This is a genomic window from Micromonospora sp. CPCC 206171 (assembly GCF_036906755.1).
GTDB lineage: Bacteria > Actinomycetota > Actinomycetes > Mycobacteriales > Micromonosporaceae > Micromonospora > Micromonospora purpureochromogenes.
The window spans coordinates 8031-25412 of record NZ_JBAKHT010000032.1 but is presented as its reverse complement, the minus strand read 5'-3'; the positions used below and the strand labels follow the sequence as shown (position 1 = coordinate 25412).

The 17382-nt window shown below is 76.4% G+C and carries 2 protein-coding genes (1 of these 2 cut by a window edge); both read right to left on the bottom strand.

Annotation, left to right across the window (positions count from 1 at the left end):
• Positions 1–1375: the 5' end (the start) of a type I polyketide synthase gene (locus V6U89_RS26345; RefSeq protein WP_334574668.1), read on the bottom strand. It extends 10394 nt beyond the left edge of the window; 1375 of the gene's 11769 nt are visible here — the first part of the coding sequence; the start codon lies at positions 1373–1375; its stop codon lies off the left edge, out of view.
• A complete protein-coding gene (locus tag V6U89_RS26340; RefSeq protein WP_334574666.1) occupies positions 1372–17382 on the bottom strand; it encodes a type I polyketide synthase in 16011 nt (5336 codons plus the stop codon). Before V6U89_RS26340 ends, V6U89_RS26345 begins: the two co-directional genes overlap by 4 nt.

The window sequence follows — 17382 nt, the reverse complement described above, 5'->3', positions numbered from 1 at the left end:
ACGAGGGCACGCCGGCGTCCGGCTGCGGGGCGGACTCCGGGGCCTGTTCGACGATGACGTGGGCGTTGGTGCCGGAGAGGCCGAACGACGAGATGCCCGCCCGGCGCGGATGCCCCTCCGCCGGCCACTCGCGTGCCTCGGTCAGCAGCTCGACCGCGCCGGACGACCAGTCCACCTGGGGCGAGCGCTCCTCGGCGTGCAGGGTCCGGGGCATCAGCCCGTGCCGCATCGCCTGCACCATCTTGATGACGGCGGCGACACCGGCGGCGGCCTGGGTGTGCCCGAGGTTCGACTTGATCGACCCGAGCCGGAGCGGCCGGTCCGCGGGCCGATCCTGCCCGTACGTGGCGAGCAGAGCCTGGGCCTCGATCGGGTCGCCGAGGGTGGTGCCGGTGCCGTGCGCCTCCACGACGTCCACCTCGGCGGCGGGGACGCCGGCCGAGGCGAGGGCGGCGCGGATCACCCGCTGCTGGGCGGGGCCGTTCGGGGCGAAGAAGCCGTTCGACGCGCCGTCCTGGTTCACCGCCGTGCCGCGGACCACCGCCAGCACCGGGTGGCCGAGCCGCTGGGCGTCCGAGAGGCGTTCCACCAGCAGGAAGCCGGCGCCCTCGCCCCAGCCGGTGCCGTCGGCGCCCGCCCCGAACGACTTGCACCGGCCGTCCGGGGCCAGCCCCCGCTGACGGCTGAACTCGACGAAGGCCTCGGGCGTCGCCATCACCGCCGCGCCACCGGCGAGCGCGAGGGTGCACTCCCCCGACCGCAGCGCCTGCACCGCCAGGTGCAACGCGACCAGCGACGACGAGCAGGCGGTGTCCACGGTCACCGCCGGCCCCTCCAGCCCCAGCGCGTACGCCACCCGGCCGGAGGCGACCGAGCCGGTGGCGTGGCTGCTGGCGTAGTCGTGGTACATCAGCCCGGCGAACACCCCGGTACGGCTGCCGCGCAGCGTGCCGGGGTCGATGCCCGCCCGCTCGAACGCCTCCCAGGCGCACTCCAGCAGCAGCCGCTGCTGCGGGTCCATGATGGTCGCCTCGTTGGGGCTGATCCCGAAGAACGCCGGGTCGAAGGCGGCGGCGTCGGTGAGGAACCCGCCCTGCCGGACGTAGCTGGTGTGCGGGCGCTCGCCGGTCGGGTCGTACAGCTCGTCGACGTTCCAGCCCCGGTCGGCGGGGAAGTCGCCGATCGCGTCGACCCCGTCGGCGACCAGCCGCCACAGCTGCTCCGGCGTGCTCACCCCGCCGGGGAACCGGCAGCTCATCCCGACGATCGCGACCGGCTCGCGGGCGGCCGCGGTGAGCCGCCGGTTCTGCGCGCGCAGCCGCTCGGTCTCCTTGAGCGAGCTGCGCAGCGCGGCGACGAGCTTGTCGTCGGTCATCGAGGGTCTCCCGTCATGAGGTCGTCGAGGTCCTGGTCGCCCAGCGCCATGCTGATCAGGTCGTCGGCGTCCATCTCGTCGATCGAGCGGCCGGCCCCGTCGTCCGTCGTGGCCGGGTCCGGCGTGGGGGCGAGCCCACCGAGTTCGAGCAGCCGGTCCAGCAGTCCGGCCTCCCGCAGCCGGTTCAGCGGGATGCCCTGGAGGACCTCCCGCACCCGGTCCTCGGGCAGCCCGTCGGCCGACGCCGGGGCGAGCGCGGTGACCAGTTCGGCGGCGAGGACCCGCGCGTTGGGGTGGTCGAAGACCAGCGTCGCGGGCAGCCGCAGGCCGGTGGCGGTGTTGAGCTGGTTGCGGAACTCCACCGCGCTCAGCGAGTCGAAGCCGAGTTCCTGGAACGCCCGGTCCGGGTCGACGTCCTGCGGGCCGGCGTGCCCGAGGATCGCCGCCGCCTGGGTGAGCACGACGTCGAGCAGCGCGGCTTCGCGCTCGTCGGCCGGCAGCGCGGCGAGCCGCCGGGTCAGCGCCGCGGCGTCCGGTCCGGCCCCGCCACCGGCGCGCGCCGGTCGCCGCACCACGCCGCGGAAGAGCGGCGGCAGGTCGGGTACGCCGGCCAGCGCCGCCAGGTCCAGCGCCACCGGTACGACCACCGCCGCGTCGGTGGCGGCGGCCGCGTCCAGCAGCGCGAGCCCTTCGGCGGGCGCGAGCGGGCGAACGCCGGTCCGCTCGACGCGGGCCCGGTCGCCGGCGGTGAGGTCGGCGGCCATTCCCGCGTCGCCGGCCCAGGCTCCCCAGGCGAGCGACTGGGCGGGCAGGCCGACGGCTCGGCGGTGCGCGGCGAGCGCGTCGAGGCAGGCGTTGGCGGCGGCGTAGCTGCCCTGACCCGGGTTGCCGACCACCCCGGCGGCGGAGGAGAAGAGCACGAACGCGGTGAGCGGCAGGTCGGCGGTCAGCTCGTGCAGGTGCAGCGCCGCGTCCACCTTGGGGCGGAACACGACGTCGACGCGGTCCGGGGTGAGCGACCCGATCACCCCGTCGTCGAGCACACCGGCGGAGTGCACGATCCCGGTGAGCGGGTGCGCCGGGTCGAGCCCGGCCAGCAGGGCCGCCACCGCGTCCCGGTCACCCATGTCGCAGGCGGCGAGCCGGACGTCCGCGCCGAGCGCGGTCAGCTCGGCGACGAGGTCGTCCGCCCCGGCCGCCGCGGCGCCCCGCCGGCTGGTGAGCAGCAGCCGGCGTACGCCGTGCGTGGTGACCAGGTGCCGGGCGACGAGCCGGCCGAGCAGGCCGGTCGCGCCGGTGACCAGCACCGTCCCCTCGGCGCCGAACACGCTGGCCGGCGGAGCCTCCGGGGTGACCGCGAGCCGGGCGAGCCGGGCGACGTGGGCGACGCCGGCGCGGACGGCGACCTGCGGTTCGCCCGCGGCGACGGCCAGGGCGAGCGCCGCCGGGTCGTCCGGGTCGTCCAGGTCGGCCAGGACGATCCGGTCGGGCTGTTCGGACTGCGCAGAGCGGACCAGCCCCCAGACGGCGGCACCGGCCAGGTCGGCGGCCTCCTCGTCGGCCACCGCGACCGCCCCCCGGGTGACCACCACCAGGGTGGACCGGGCGTACCGGTCGTCGGCGAGCCAGGCCTGGACCCGCGCCAGGGCCTGGTGGGTCGCCCGGTGCACGGCGGCGGCGTCCCGGCCGGGCTCCGGCCGCAGCACCACCACCTCGGGTACGTCCTCGCGGACGTCCTCCCACGCCGCCCAGCGCACCGGGGGCGCGGCCACCGGGGCGGCGGGCTGCCAGACCAGCCGGTACAGCGGTTCCTGCCGGCCGGCGGTGAGCTGGGCGGCGGAGAGTTCCCGCAGGGTGAGCGACTCCACCGAGGCGACCGGCAGGCCGGCGGCGTCGGCGATGTCGAGGCGTACCCCGTCGCCGGCCGGGGTGACCCGGACCCGGACGGTGGTGGCGTCGGGCACCGCGACGGTGACGCCGGCGAAGGCGAACGGCAGCCGGACCGGCCCGACCTGGCCGGCGTCGAGGCCGACCGCCTGGAGGCAGGCGTCGAGGAGGGCCGGGTGCATCCGGTACCCGTCGTCGGCGCCGTCCCCGGTCGGCAGGGCCACCTCGGCGTACACCTGCTCGCCGGCGGTCCACGCGGCGCGCAGCCCCTGGAACGCCGGCCCGTACGCCAGTCCGGCGGCGGCCTGGGCGGCGTACCGTCCGGTGAGGTCGACCGGGACGGCGCCCGGCGGCGGCCACGCGGCCAGGTCGAACGACGGCGGCCGGGTGGCCGGGGCGACGGCGCCGGTGGCGTGCCGGGTCCACGGCTGGTCCGGTCCGCCGTCGCGGGAGTGGACGGTGACCGGCCGGCTGCCCGCCTCGTCGGCCGCGCCGAGCAGCACCTGGACGGTCACCCCGCCGCGTTCCGGTACGACCAGCGGCGCCTCGAGGACCAGTTCGGTGAGGGCGTCGCAGCCGACCTGCCCGCCGGCGCTGAGCGCCAGCTCCACGAAGCCGGTGCCCGGCAGCAGGATCGCGTCGCCCACCACGTGGTCGGCGAGCCAGGGCTGGCTGTGCACGGAGAGCCGGCCGGTGAGGACGGTACTGTCCGAGCCGGCGAGGGTGACGGCGGCGCCGAGCAGCGGGTGGCGGGCGGCGTCGACCCCGACCGCGCCGAGGTCCCCGTCGGCGGTGCTGGTCCGCTGCCAGTAGCGCTGCCGCTGGAACGGGTAGGTGGGCAGGTCGACCGTGCGACCGGTCTGCGGGAGCAGTGCGGTCCAGTCGACGGTGGTGCCGGTGACGTGCAGCCTGGTCAGGGCGGTCAGGGCCTGCCGCTGTTCGTCGTGTCCCCGCCGCAGGCTGGGCACCACGACCGCGTCGGTCACGATCCCCTCGATGAGCGGGGTGAGCGCGGCGTCCGGGCCCAGTTCCAGGAAGGTGGTCGCGCCCGCCTGGTGCAGGGTGGTGACGCCGTCGGCGAAGCGGACCGCCTCCCGGACGTGCCGCACCCAGTAGTTCGGGTCGGTCAGCTCGGCGGTGGCCAGGGCGCCGGTCAGGTTCGAGACCAGCGGGAGCTGCGGCTCGGTGTAGCTCAGCTCCGATGCGACGGCCCGGAAGTCGTCGAGCATCGGGTCCATCAGCCCGCTGTGGAACGCATGGCTGACCCGCAGTCGCGTGGTCTTGCGGCCCAGCGTGGCGAAGTGCTCGGCGACCGCCAGCACGGCTGCCTCCGGGCCGGAGATGACCACCGACCGGGGGCCGTTGACCGCGGCGACGTCCACACCGTCAGCGGCCGCCGGGCCGCCGCCATTGCCCGTGCCCGTGCCGTTGGCCGCGACCTGGCCGACGGCGTCCTCGGTGTTGGTGCCGGTGACCGGACCGTTGCCGGTGCCGGTGCCGTTGCCAGCTGAGTCGTTTACGACATCAGCTCCAAAGGACCCGACCACCACACCCTCACCCGCCAGCGCCGCCCGCACCTCCTCCTCCGACGCCCGCACCGCCACCATCGCCCCACCAGCCGGCAACGCCTGCATCAACCGACCCCGCGCCGCCACCAGACGCGACGCATCCGCCAGCGACAACACCCCGGCCACATGCGCGGCAGCCAACTCACCGATCGAGTGCCCGGCGACGAAGTCCGGCCGCACACCCCACGACTCCACCAGCCGGAACAGGGCTACCTCGACCGCGAACAACCCCGCCTGCGCATAACCCGTCCGCCGGATCAACTCCTCATCGTCACCCCAGACGACCTCACGCAACGGCCGATCCAGGTGTGCGTCCAGCTCGGACACCACCGCGTCGAACGCCGCGGCGAACACCGGGAACGCCGCGTGCAACGAGCGACCCATCCCGAGCCGCTGCGCGCCCTGACCGGTGAACAGCACCGCCAGCCGACCACCCGGCCGAGCCACGCCGGTGACCAGGCCGGGAGCGCCGGTGCCGGCGGCCAGGGCGGTCAGGCCGGCGGACAGCTCCGCCGGGGCCGCACCCAGCACCACGGCCCGGTGACCGAAGAGTGCCCGTCCGGTGGCGAGCGTCCGGCCCGCCGCCGGCACGTCGGCCGGCTCGATCCGGGCGGCGAGGTCGGCCAGCCGTCCGGCCAGGTCGCGCACGGCGGTGTCGGACCGCGCCGACAGCAGCCAGGGCACCGGGCCGTCGACCGGTCGGGGCGTGGCCGCGTCACCGTCGGCGGGGGCCTCCTCGATGATCACGTGGGCGTTGGTGCCGGAGAGCCCGAAGGAGGAGATCCCGGCCCGGCGCGGATGCCCGTTCGCCGGCCACTCGCGTGCCTCGGTCAACAGCTCGACCGCGCCGGCGGACCAGTCGACCTGCGGCGAGCGCTCCTCGGCGTGCAGGGTGCGGGGCATCAGCCCGTGCCGCATCGCCAGGATCATCTTCATCACCCCGGCCACCCCGGCGGCGGCCTGGGTGTGGCCGACGTTCGACTTGACCGACCCCAGCCAGAGCGGCCGGTCCCCCGGGCGGTCCTGGCCGTAGGTGGCCAGCAGCGCCTGCGCCTCGATCGGGTCGCCGAGAGTGGTGCCGGTGCCGTGCGCCTCGACCACGTCCACCTCGGCGGCCGGCACCCGGGCCGAGGCGAGCGCCGCGCGGATGACCCGTTGCTGGGCGGGGCCGTTCGGCGCGGTCAGGCCGTTCGACGCACCGTCGGAGTTGACCGCCGAACCGCGCACCACCGCCAGGACCGGGTGACCGTTGCGGCGGGCGTCCGAGAGGCGTTCCACCAGCAGCAGGCCGGCGCCCTCGGAGAAGCCGGTGCCGTCGGCACCGGCGCCGAACGACTTGCACCGGCCGTCGGGGGAGAGCCCGCGCTGCCGGCTGAACTCGACGAAGGTGTCCGGGGTCGCCATCACGGTCACCCCGCCGGCGAGCGCGAGCGTGCACTCCCCCGATCGCAGCGCCTGGGCGGCCAGGTGCAGCGCCACCAGCGAGGACGAGCAGGCGGTGTCGACGGTGACCGCCGGCCCCTCCAGCCCGAAGGCGTACGCGACGCGGCCGGAGGCGATCGAGCCGGTGTTCGTGTTGTCCTGGTAGTCGTGGTACATCACGCCGGCGAAGACGCCGGTGGAGCTGCCCTTGAGGCTGCCCGGGTCGATGCCGGCCCGCTCGAAGGTCTCCCAGGCGCACTCCAGCAGCAATCGCTGCTGCGGGTCCATCGCCACCGCCTCGTTCGGGCTGATCCCGAAGAAGCCGGCGTCGAACTCGGCGGCGTCGGCGAGGAAGCCGCCGGACCGGGAGTAGGTCCGCCCCTCGGCGCCCCGCTCCGGGTGGTAGATGCCGTCGACGTCCCAGCCCCGGTCGGCGGGGAACTCGCCGATCGCGTCCACGCCGTCGGTGACCAGCCGCCACAGCTGCTCGGGTGAGCCGACGCCGCCGGGGAAGCGGCAGCTCATCGCGACGATGGCGATCGGCTCGTCGACCGGCCGCGCCGCCGGGGCGTCGGTGGTCGCAGCCGCCTCGCCGGGGGTGAGCACCACGTCGAGGTGCGCGGCCACGGCGAGAGCCGTGGGGTGGTCGAAGACCAGGGTGGCCGGCAGCCGCAGCCCGGTGACCGCGGTCAGCCGGTTGCGCAGTTCCACCGCCGAGAGCGAGTCGAAACCGAGGTCCTTGAACGCCTGGTCGGGCTGGACGGCGTCCACCGTGGCGTGGCCGAGCACGGCGGCGATCTCGACGCGTACCAGATCGAGGAGGGCCTCGCGGCGCTCGGACCCGGACCGGCCGGCGAGCCGGCGGCGCAGGTCGTCACCGCCGGCCGGCGCGGTCGCGCCGGCTCGCGCGACCGGCCGGGCCGGCGGGACGAGGCCGCGCAGGGCGGCCGGGAGGGGTTGACCGGCGGCGACCGCGCGCAGGGCCGGCAGGTCGAGCCGGACCGGCACCCGTAGCGGCTCGGCGGCGTCGAGCGCCGCGGTGAACAGGGCCAGCCCTTCGGTGCGGGTGAGCGGGGGGAAGCCGTTGCCGCCCAGCCGGCGCAGCTCGGCGGCGGTCAGCCGATCGCCCATCCCGTCGGCCGCCCACAGTCCCCAGGCCAGCGACACGGCGGGCAGCCCGGCGGCGCGGCGGTGCGCGGCCAGGGCGTCGAGGAAGACGTTCGCGGCGGCGTAGCCGCTCTGGCCGGGCGCGCCGAGCACCCCGGCCGCCGACGAGAAGAGCACGAACATCCGCAGGTCACGGGTGAGTTCGTGCAGGTGCCAGGCGGCGGTCGCCTTGGGAGCGAGGATGGCGTCGACCCGCTCGGGGGTGAGCGCGGCGAGAACGCCGTCGTCGAGCACGCCGGCGGCGTGCACCACCCCGGTCAGCGGACGCGCAGCGGGCACGCTGGCCAGCAGCCGGGTCAGCGCGTCCCGGTCGGCGACGTCGCAGGCGGCGACGGTGACGTCGCCACCCAGGTCGGCCAGCTCCGCGACCAGGTCGCGGGCGCCGGGCGCGTCGATGCCGCGCCGGCTGGTCAGCAGCAGGTGCCGCACGCCGAGATCGGTGACGAGGTGCCGGGCGACCAGCGCGCCGAGGCCGCCGGTGCCGCCGGTGACCAGGACGGTGCCGTGCTCCTGCGGCGCGACCGGGGTGGCGGCCTCCGCCGCGCGGACCAGCCGCGGCACCCGGATCTCGCCGCCGCGCAACGCCAGCTCCGGCTCGCCGCAGGCCAGCGCCGCGGTCAGGCGGCGACCCGATTCGACGGTACGGTCGACGTCCAGCAGCGCGAACCGGCCCGGGTGCTCGGCCTCCGCCGACCGGACCAGACCCCACAGCGGCGCGGTGGCGAGGTCGAGTTGGCCGCCACCTACCGGGACGGCGTCGGTGGTGACCAGCACCAGTCGGGCCGTGCCGAAGCGGGCGTCGGCGATCCACTCCTGGGTCAGCCGCAGCGCCCACGCCACCGCCGCGCGCAGCCGCGCCGGCACGTCGTCACCGGTGAACGCCGGCACGGTGACCAGCACCCGGTCGGGCACCGGGGCGCCCCCGTCGACGGCGTCGGCGAGCGCGGCGAGGTCCGGGTGGGTCGGCAGCTCCGCCGCCCCCGCCGGGGGCGTACCGACCAGGACGACCGACCCGGCCCCGGCCGGCGGGACCGGCGTGGTCAGCGGCACCCAGTCGAGCCGGCACATCGCCTCGGGTCGGGTGCCGGGGTCGAGCTGGTCGGCGCTGACCGCGCGGTAGTCCAGCGAGTCGACGGTGAGCACCGGCTGCCCGGCCGCGTCGGCCACCGTGACGGTGGCGCTGCGGGGGCCGCGGCGGGTGATGCGCACCCGCAGTGCGGTCGCGCCGGCGGCGTGCAGGGACACCCCGCTCCAGGAGAACGGCAGCAGCGCGTCCCCGCCCGACGGGTCGGCGGCGTCGCGGTCGGCGGCGTCGAGGAGGGCGGCGTGCAGGCCGGCGTCGAGCAGCGCCGGGTGCAGGCCGAAGCGGGCGGCGTCCGGGTGGGCCGGCTCGGGGAGCACGACCTCGGCGTACACCTCGTCGCCGTGCCGCCAGGCCGCCCGCAGGCCCTGGAACGTCGGCCCGTACGCGTAGCCGTCGGCGAGCAGCCGCTGGTAGCCGTCGTCCACCGAAAGCGGGCTCGCGCCGGCCGGCGGCCAGGCGTCCAGCGGCGCGGCCGGTGCGGGTACGGACGGCGAGAGCAGACCGGTGGCGTGCGCCGTCCAGGCGGTGTCCTCGGCGTCGTCGCCGGAGTAGACGGCGACGGTGCGGTTGCCCGCCTCGTCCGTCGCGCCGACGACGACCCGCAGCACGACCGCCGCGCGGTCGGGCAGCGGCAGCGGCGCCTGGAGGGTCAGCTCGACCAGGTGGGGGCAGCCGACCCGGTCACCGGCGTGCACGGCCAGGTCGACCAGGGCGGCGCCGGGCAGCAGCACCGTTCCGGCGACGGCGTGGTCGGCGAGCCACGGGTGGGTGGCGATCGAGACCCGTCCGGTCACCACCACCTCGCCGGAGTCCGGTACGACCACCTCGGCACCGAGCAGCGGGTGGCGCAGCGCGGCGAGGCCGGCGGCGACGACCTCGCCGTCACCCGCCCCGGCCCAGGCGTCGGCCCAGTACTCCCGCGCGTCGGCCCAGTAGCGCTGCCGCTGGAACGGGTAGGTGGGCAGGTCGACGCGGGTGCCGGTGAGCAGCGCGGTCCAGTCGGCGGTGGTGCCGGTGACGTGCAGCCTGGCCAGGGCGGTCAGGGCCTGCCGCTGTTCGTCGTGTCCCCGCCGCAGGCTGGGGATGATCGTGACGTCGTCGGTGAGGATGCCCTCGATCAGCGGGGTGAGCGCGGCGTCCGGGCCGAGTTCCAGGAACGTGGTCGCTCCCGCCTGGTGCAGGGCGGTGATGCCGGCGGCGAAACGGACCGCCTCCCGGACGTGCCGCACCCAGTAGCCCGGGTCGGTCAGCTCGCTGGTGGCCAGGGCGCCGGTCAGGTTGGACACGACCGGGAGCTGCGGCTCGGTGTAGGTGAGGCTCGCCGCGACGGCCCGGAAGTCGTCGAGCATCGGGTCCATCAGCCCGCTGTGAAACGCGTGGCTGACCCGCAGGCGGGTGGTCTTTCGACCCAGGTTGGCGAAGTGTTCGGCGACCGCGAGCACGGCGACCTCGGGGCCGGAGATGACCACGGACCGGGGGCCGTTGACGGCCGCGATGTCCACACGGGCAGCTGCCAAGTGACCGCCACCATTGCCGGTGCCCGCACCGCTGCCGTTGCCCGCACCGTTGCCGATGCCGATGCCGGTCCCGGCTGAGTCGTCTACGTCATCAGCTCCAAAGGATCCGACCACCGCACCCGATCCCGCCAGCGCCGCCCGCACCTCCTCCTCCGACGCCCGCACCGCCACCATCGCCCCACCAGCCGGCAACGCCTGCATCAACCGACCCCGCGCCGCCACCAGACGCGACGCATCCGCCAGCGACAACACCCCGGCCACATGCGCGGCAGCCAACTCACCGATCGAGTGCCCGGCGACGAAGTCCGGCCGCACACCCCACGACTCCACCAGCCGGAACAGGGCTACCTCGACCGCGAACAACCCCGCCTGCGCATAACCCGTCCGCCGGATCAACTCCTCATCGTCACCCCAGACGACCTCACGCAACGGCCGATCCAGGTGTGCGTCCAGCTCCGCCACCACCGCGTCGAACGCCGCCGCGAACACCGGGAACGCCGCGTGCAACGAGCGACCCATCCCGAGCCGCTGAGCGCCCTGACCGGTGAACAGCACCGCCAGCCGACCACCCGATCGGGCCACGCCGGACACGAGCGCCGGGTCGGGCGTGCCGGCCGCGAGGGCGTCGAGGCCGCGCCGCAGCTCGGTCCGGTCGGTGCCGAGGACGACGGCTCGCCGTTCCCATCGGGTCCGGCCGGTGGCGAGGGACCACCCGATGTCGCCGTCGCGCAGGTCGGGGTGCTCGCCCGCGTACGCGGAGAGCCGCCCGGCCTGGGCCCGCAGCGCCGCCGCCGACCGGGCGGACACCGGCCAGGGCACGACCGGCCCGGCGGTGTCGCGGGCAGGGCCGGCCGGCGCCGGGGATTCGTCCGGGGCCTGCTCGATGATGACGTGCGCGTTGGTGCCGCTGATGCCGAACGACGACACGCCCGCCCGGCGCGGATGCCCGGTCACCGGCCACTGACGCGCCTCGGTCAACAGCTCCACCGCACCGGCGGACCAGTCCACCTGCGGCGAGGGCGCGTCCACGTGCAGCGTCCGGGGCATCGCCCCGTGCCGCATGGCGAGGACGACCTTCATCACCCCGGCCACCCCGGCCGCAGCCTGGGTGTGGCCCAGGTTCGACTTGACCGAACCCAGCCAGAGGGGCCGGTCGGCGGGGCGCTCCCGGCCGTACGTGGCGAGCAGGGCCTGCGCCTCGATCGGGTCGCCGAGGGTGGTGCCGGTGCCGTGCGCCTCGACCAGGTCGACCTCGGCGGCCGGGACGCCGGCCGAGGCGAGGGCCGCCCGGATCACCCGCTGCTGCGAGGGGCCGTTCGGCGCGGTCATGCCGTTGGACGCGCCGTCCTGGTTGACCGCCGAGCCGCGCACCACCGCGAGGACCGGGTGACCGTTGCGGCGGGCATCGGAGAGCCGCTCGACCAGCAGGAACCCGGCACCTTCGGCGATGCCGGTACCGGCCGCGGCGGCGGCGAAGGCGCGGCAGCGGCCGTCCGGGGACAGTGCCCGCTGCCGGCTGAACTCGACGAAGATCTCCGGGGTGGCCATCACGCTGACCCCGCCGGCCAGCGCCAGGTCGCACTCCCCCGAGCGCAGCGCCTGCGCGGCCAGGTGCAGCGCCACCAGGGACGACGAGCAGGCGGTGTCGATGGTCACCGCCGGCCCCTCCAGACCGAGCACGTACGCCACCCGGCCGGAGGCGACCGCGCCGGTGCCGCTGTTGGCCGGGTAGTCGTGGTACATCAGGCCGGCGAAGACCCCGGTGGGGCTGCCCTTGAGCGTTCCCGGGTCGATGCCGGCCCGCTCGAAGGTCTCCCAGGCGCACTCCAGCAGCAGCCGCTGCTGCGGGTCCATGCCCAGCGCCTCGTTCGGGCTGATCCCGAAGAACGCGGGGTCGAAGTCGGCGGCGTCGTGCAGGAAGCCGCCCGAGCGGGTGTAGCTGCTGTTCGGCGTGGCGAAGTCGGGGTCGTGGAGCTGGTCGACGTTCCAGCCCCGGTCGGCGGGGAAGTCGCCGATCGCGTCCACCCCGTCGGCGACCAGCCGCCACAGCTCCTCGGGCGAGCTGACCCCGCCGGGGAAGCGGCAGCTCATGGCGACGATGGCGATCGGCTCGTCGAGCAGCTTCGTCGCCGCCACGGCGGACGTCACGGCGGCGGTACCGGAGAGCTCGTCGAGCAGGAAGCGGGCCAGCCCGGCCGGTGAGGGGTAGTCGAAGACCGCGGTGACCGGCAGCCGCAGGCCGAGGGTCTGGTTCAGCCGGTTGCGGAACTCGACCGCGGTGAGCGAGTCGAAGCCCAGCTCGCGGAACGCCCGCTCCGGGGCGACGGCGGTGGCGGAGGTGAAGCCGAGCACCAGCGCCACCCGGTCCAGCACCAGGTCGAGCAGCGCCTGCTCGCGGTCCGCCTCGGGCAGCCGGAGCAGCCGGTCCACCAGGGAGCCGGCGTCGGCGCGTACCCCGGCGGCGCTGCGCCGGGCGACCGGCAGCAGGGTACGGAACAGCGCCGGCACGTCGCCCTGGGCGCGTACGGCGGCGAGGTCGAAGCGGACCGGCAGCAGCAGGGGGTCGGGGCGGTCCAGGGCGGCGTCGAGCAGGGTCAGCCCCTCGTCGACGGTGAGGCCGGTCATGCCGCTGCGGGAGATGCGCGCCCGGTCGACGCCGCCGAGCCGCCCGGTCATGCCGGTGGCCTGCGCCCAGAACCCCCAGGCCAGGCACTGGCCGGCGAGCCCGTGGGCCCGGCGGTGCCCGGCGAGGCCGGCGAGGAACGCGTTCGCCGCGGCGTAGTTGCCCTGCCCGGGCGCCCCGACCACGCCGGCCGCGGAGCCGAACAGGACGAACGCGCCGAGGTCCGCGTCGCGGGTCAGCTCGTGCAGGTGCAGCGCCGCGTCCACCTTCGGGGCGAGCACGGCGTCGAGCTGGTCGGGGGTGAGCGAGGCGATGGTGCCGTCGTCGAGCACGCCGGCGGTGTGCACCACCGCGGTCAGCGGGCGCGCGGCCGGCACGTCGGCCAGCACGGCGGCGAGGGCGTCGCGGTCGGTGACGTCGCAGGCGACCTGGTCGACCGAGGCGCCGAGGCCGGTCAGCTCGGCGGCCAGGTCGGCCGCGTCGGGGGCGGCCGGTCCACGCCGGCTGAGCAGCAGCAGGTGGCGTACCCCGTGGGCGAGGACGAGGTGCCGGGCGACGATGGCGGCGAGGGTGCCGCTGGCGCCGGTGACCAGCACGGTGCCGGCCGGGTCGATCCGGCCGGCGGGCGGCTCCTCGCCGGTGGCCGGCGCGCGGACCAGCCGGGTGGCGAACAGGTCACCGTCGCGTCGCAGCAGTTGCGGCTCACCGGCGGCGACGAGGGTCGGGGCGAGCGCGACCGCGTCGGTGACCTCGAGGTCGGTGTCGGCGAGGACGATCCGGTCCGGGTGCTCCGACTGGGCGGAGCGGACCAGGCCCCAGACGGCGGCGCCGGCCAGGTCGGTGACGTCCTCGCCGTCGCGGCCGACCGCGCCCCGGGTGAGCACCAGCAGGGTGCTGGCGGCGTACCGGTCGTCGGCCAGCCAGGTCTGGAGGTCGGCGAGCACGCGGCGGGTGGTGTCGTGCACCGACGCCGCGTCGGCGCCGCCGGTGACCGGCAGCACCACCACGTCGGCGACCTCGCCGGCGTCCCACCGTCCGACCTGGACCGGCGCGGGCGACGGCGTGGGCACGGGCGTCCAGGCGGTGCGGTAGAGCGCCTCGGCGACGGGCCCGGCCGGCGCCGGGGCGAGGTCGGCCGGGAGCGGCCGCAGGACGAGGGAGTCCAGCGAGAGCACCGGCGCGCCGGTGGCGTCGGCAGCCTCGACGGCGACCTCGCCGGCGCGCAGCGGGGTGATCCGCACCCGCAGGCTGGCCGCCCCGACCGCGTGCAGGGTGACCCCGGTGAAGGCGAACGGCAGCAGCGCCCGGTCGTCGACGGCGTCGGTGAGGGCGACCGCGTGCAGCGCGGCGTCGAGCAGGGCGGGGTGCAGGTCGGCCCGCTCGGCGTCGGCGGTGGCCTCCTCGGGCAGCTCCACCTCGGCATACACCTCGGCGCCGGCCCGCCAGGCGGCCCGCAGCCCCTGGAACACCGGCCCGTACGCCAGCCCGGCGTCGGCGAGCTCGGGGTAGAGGCCGGCGACGTCCAGGGCGGTGGCACCGGCCGGTGGCCACTGCCGCAGGTCGTCGGCGGGGCGGGCGGTGGCCGGGGCGAGCTGGCCGGTGGCGTGCCGCTGCCAGGGCGCGTCGGGGGTGGCGTCCTCGGCCCGGGACCAGACGCTGACCGGACGCACGCCGCACTCCCCCGCCGCGCCGACGGCGACCCGCAGTTGCACGCCGGCGCCGTCGGCGAGCACCAACGGCGCGCCGATGGTCAGCTCACTGACGGCCGGGCAGCCGACCTCGTCGCCGGCGCGCAACGCCAGCTCGACCAGGCCGGTGCCGGGGACCAGCACGGTGCCGGCGACGGCGTGGTCGGCCAGCCACGGGTGGGTGCCGGTGGAGATGCGCCCGGTGAGCACCACCCCGTCGTCGGCGGGGGTGGCGACGACCGCGCTGAGCAGCAGGTGGTCGGCGGGGCGCTGGCCGGCGCCGGTGACGTCCCCGGTGCCGGTGGCGGCCGCGTCCAGCCAGTGCCGGCGGCGCTGGAACGGGTACGTCGGCAGCTCCACCCGCCGCCCCGGCCGCCCCTCGAACAGCGGCAGCCAGTCCACCGCGACGCCGTGCACGTACGCCTCGGCGAGCGAGGTGGCGAGGCGGTCCGGTCCGCCGTCGTCGCGGCGCAGGGTACCGATCACGACGGCCGGGGCGCCGGCGTCGGTGACGGTCTCCTCGATACCGACCTTGAGCGTCGGGTGGGCGCTGGGCTCGACGAAGACGGTCAGCCCGTCGGCGAGCATGGCCCGGGTGGCGTCGGCGAAGAGCACGGTCTGCCGCAGGTTGGTGTACCAGTAGCCGCCGTCGAGGGCGGTGGTGTCCAGCAGGGCACCGGTGACCGCAGAGTAGAACGGCACCTCGGCGGTGCGGGGGCGGACCGGGGCGAGCAGTTCGGCGAGCCGGTCGCGGATGCCCTCGACGAAGACCGAGTGCGAGGCGTAGTCCACCGGGATCATCCGGGTGCGGATCTCCTCGGCGGCCAGTTCGCCCTGGAACGCGGTGAGGGCGTCCACCTCGCCGCAGACGACCACCGAGCCGGGGCCGTTGACGGCGGCGAGGGAGAGCCGGCCCGCCCAGCCGGCGAGCCGCTCTCGGGCGGCGTCGGCGGGCAGCGACACCGACATCATCCCGCCCAGGCCGGCCAGCTCGGCGGCGATGACCTGGCTGCGCAGGGCGACCACCCGGGCGCCGTCGTCGAGGGTGAGCGCACCGGCGACGCAGGCGGCGGCGATCTCGCCCTGCGAGTGGCCGACCACGGCGGCCGGCTCGACACCGTGGCTGCGCCACAGCTGGGCCAGCGAGACCATCACCGACCAGAGCACCGGCTGCACCACGTCGACCGGGTCGAGGGTGGGCGCGCCGGGAGCGCCGCGCAGGACGTCGACCAGGTCCCAGTCGACGAAGGGTGCCAGCGCGCGGGCGCACTCGGCGATCTTCGCGGCGAAGACCGGCGACGAGTCGAGCAGCTCGACCGCCATCCCGGCCCACTGCGACCCCTGGCCGGGGAAGACGAACGCCACCGGGGTGTCGGCGTGGGCGGTGCCGCGGACCAGGGTGGCGGCGTCGCGGTCGTCGGCGAGGGCGGCCAGGCCGGCCAGCAGCGCGGCGGGGTCCGTACCGGTGACGACCGCGCGGTGTTCCAGCGCCGAGCGGCCGGTGACCAGGGCGTGCCCGACGTCGGCCGGGTCGGGCCCGGCCGCGACGGCGGTGAGCCGCGCGGCCTGCGCGCGCAGCGCCTCCGGGTCGCGGGCCGACAGGACCCAGGCGAGGGTACGCCCCGACGGCGCCGGCTCCGGCGCCGTGGCCTCGGCCGGCTCCTCCTCGGGAGCCTGCTCGATGATGGCGTGCGCGTTGGTGCCGCTGACCCCGAAGGAGGAGATCCCGGCGCGGCGGGGGTGGCCCGACTCGGGCCAGGGCAGCGCCTCGGCGAGCGGCCGGACGGTCCCCGGTGTCCAGTCCACGTGCGAGGACGGGGTGCCGACGTGCAGGCTCTTCGGCAGCAGGCCGTGCCGGATGGCCTGCACCATCTTGATCACACCGCCGACCCCGGCGGCGGCCTGCGCGTGCCCGAAGTTGGACTTCAACGAGCCGAGCCAGAGCGGCCGGTCCGCCGGCCGGCCCTGCCCGTACGTGGCGAGCAGCGCCTGCGCCTCGATCGGGTCGCCGAGGGTGGTGCCGGTGCCGTGCCCCTCGACCACGTCGACCTCGCCGGGCGGCAGCTGCGCGTTGGCCAGGGCGGCGCGGATGACCCGCTGCTGGGCCGGTCCGCTGGGGGCGGTGAGGCCGTTGGACGCGCCGTCCTGGTTGACCGCGCTGCCGCGCACGACGGCGAGCACCGGGTGGCCGTTGCGGCGGGCGTCGGAAAGCCGTTCGAGCAGTAGCACGCCGGCGCCCTCGGCCCAGCCGGTGCCGTCGGCGTCGTCGGAGTACGCCTTGCAGCGGCCGTCGGGGGCGAGCCCGCGCTGCCGGCTGAACGCCACGAACGGCGCCGGGGTGGACATCACCATCACCCCGCCGGCCAGGGCGAGGGTGCACTCGCGGCGGCGCAGCGCCTGCACGGCCAGGTGCAGCGCGACCAGCGACGACGAGCAGGCGGTGTCCACGGTCAGCGTGGGCCCCTCCAGCCCCAGCGTGTACGCGACCCGCCCGGCGATCACCGAGGCCGCCGCCGCGGTCCCCAGGTACGCCTCGGCCGCCTCCGGGGCGGCGTTGAGCAGGTCGCCGTAGTCCTGGTAGCCGGAGCCGGTGAAGACACCCACCGGCTTGCCCCGGACGGCGTCGGGGGCGATGCCGGCGCGTTCCAGCACCTCCCAGGAGACCTCCAGCATCAGCCGCTGCTGCGGGTCCATCGCCGCCGCCTCGCGGGGGGAGATGCCGAAGAAGGCGGCGTCGAACTCGGCGGCCTCGGCGAGGAAGCCGCCCTCGGCGACGTAGCTGGTGCCGATCCGGTCGGGGTCGTCGGCGAGCAGCCGGGCGAGGTCCCAGCCCCGGTCGGTGGGGAGCGGCCCGACCGCGTCCACGCCGCCGGCCACCAGGTCCCAGAGCTGCTCCGGGGTCCGCACGTCCCCCGGGTAGCGGCACGCCATCGCCACGATCGCGATCGGGTCCCGCTCGACGCCCTCGACCTCCTGGAGCCGCTGGCGGGTCTGCGTGAGATCCGCCGTCACCCGCTTCAGGTAGTCGAGAAGCTTGCCGTCCTCCGCCAT

Coding starts and splice junctions, on each gene's coding strand:
- V6U89_RS26340 (WP_334574666.1), bottom strand. CDS start 17,382: ATGGCGGAGGACGGCAAGCTTCTCGACTACCTGAAGCGGGTGACGGCG.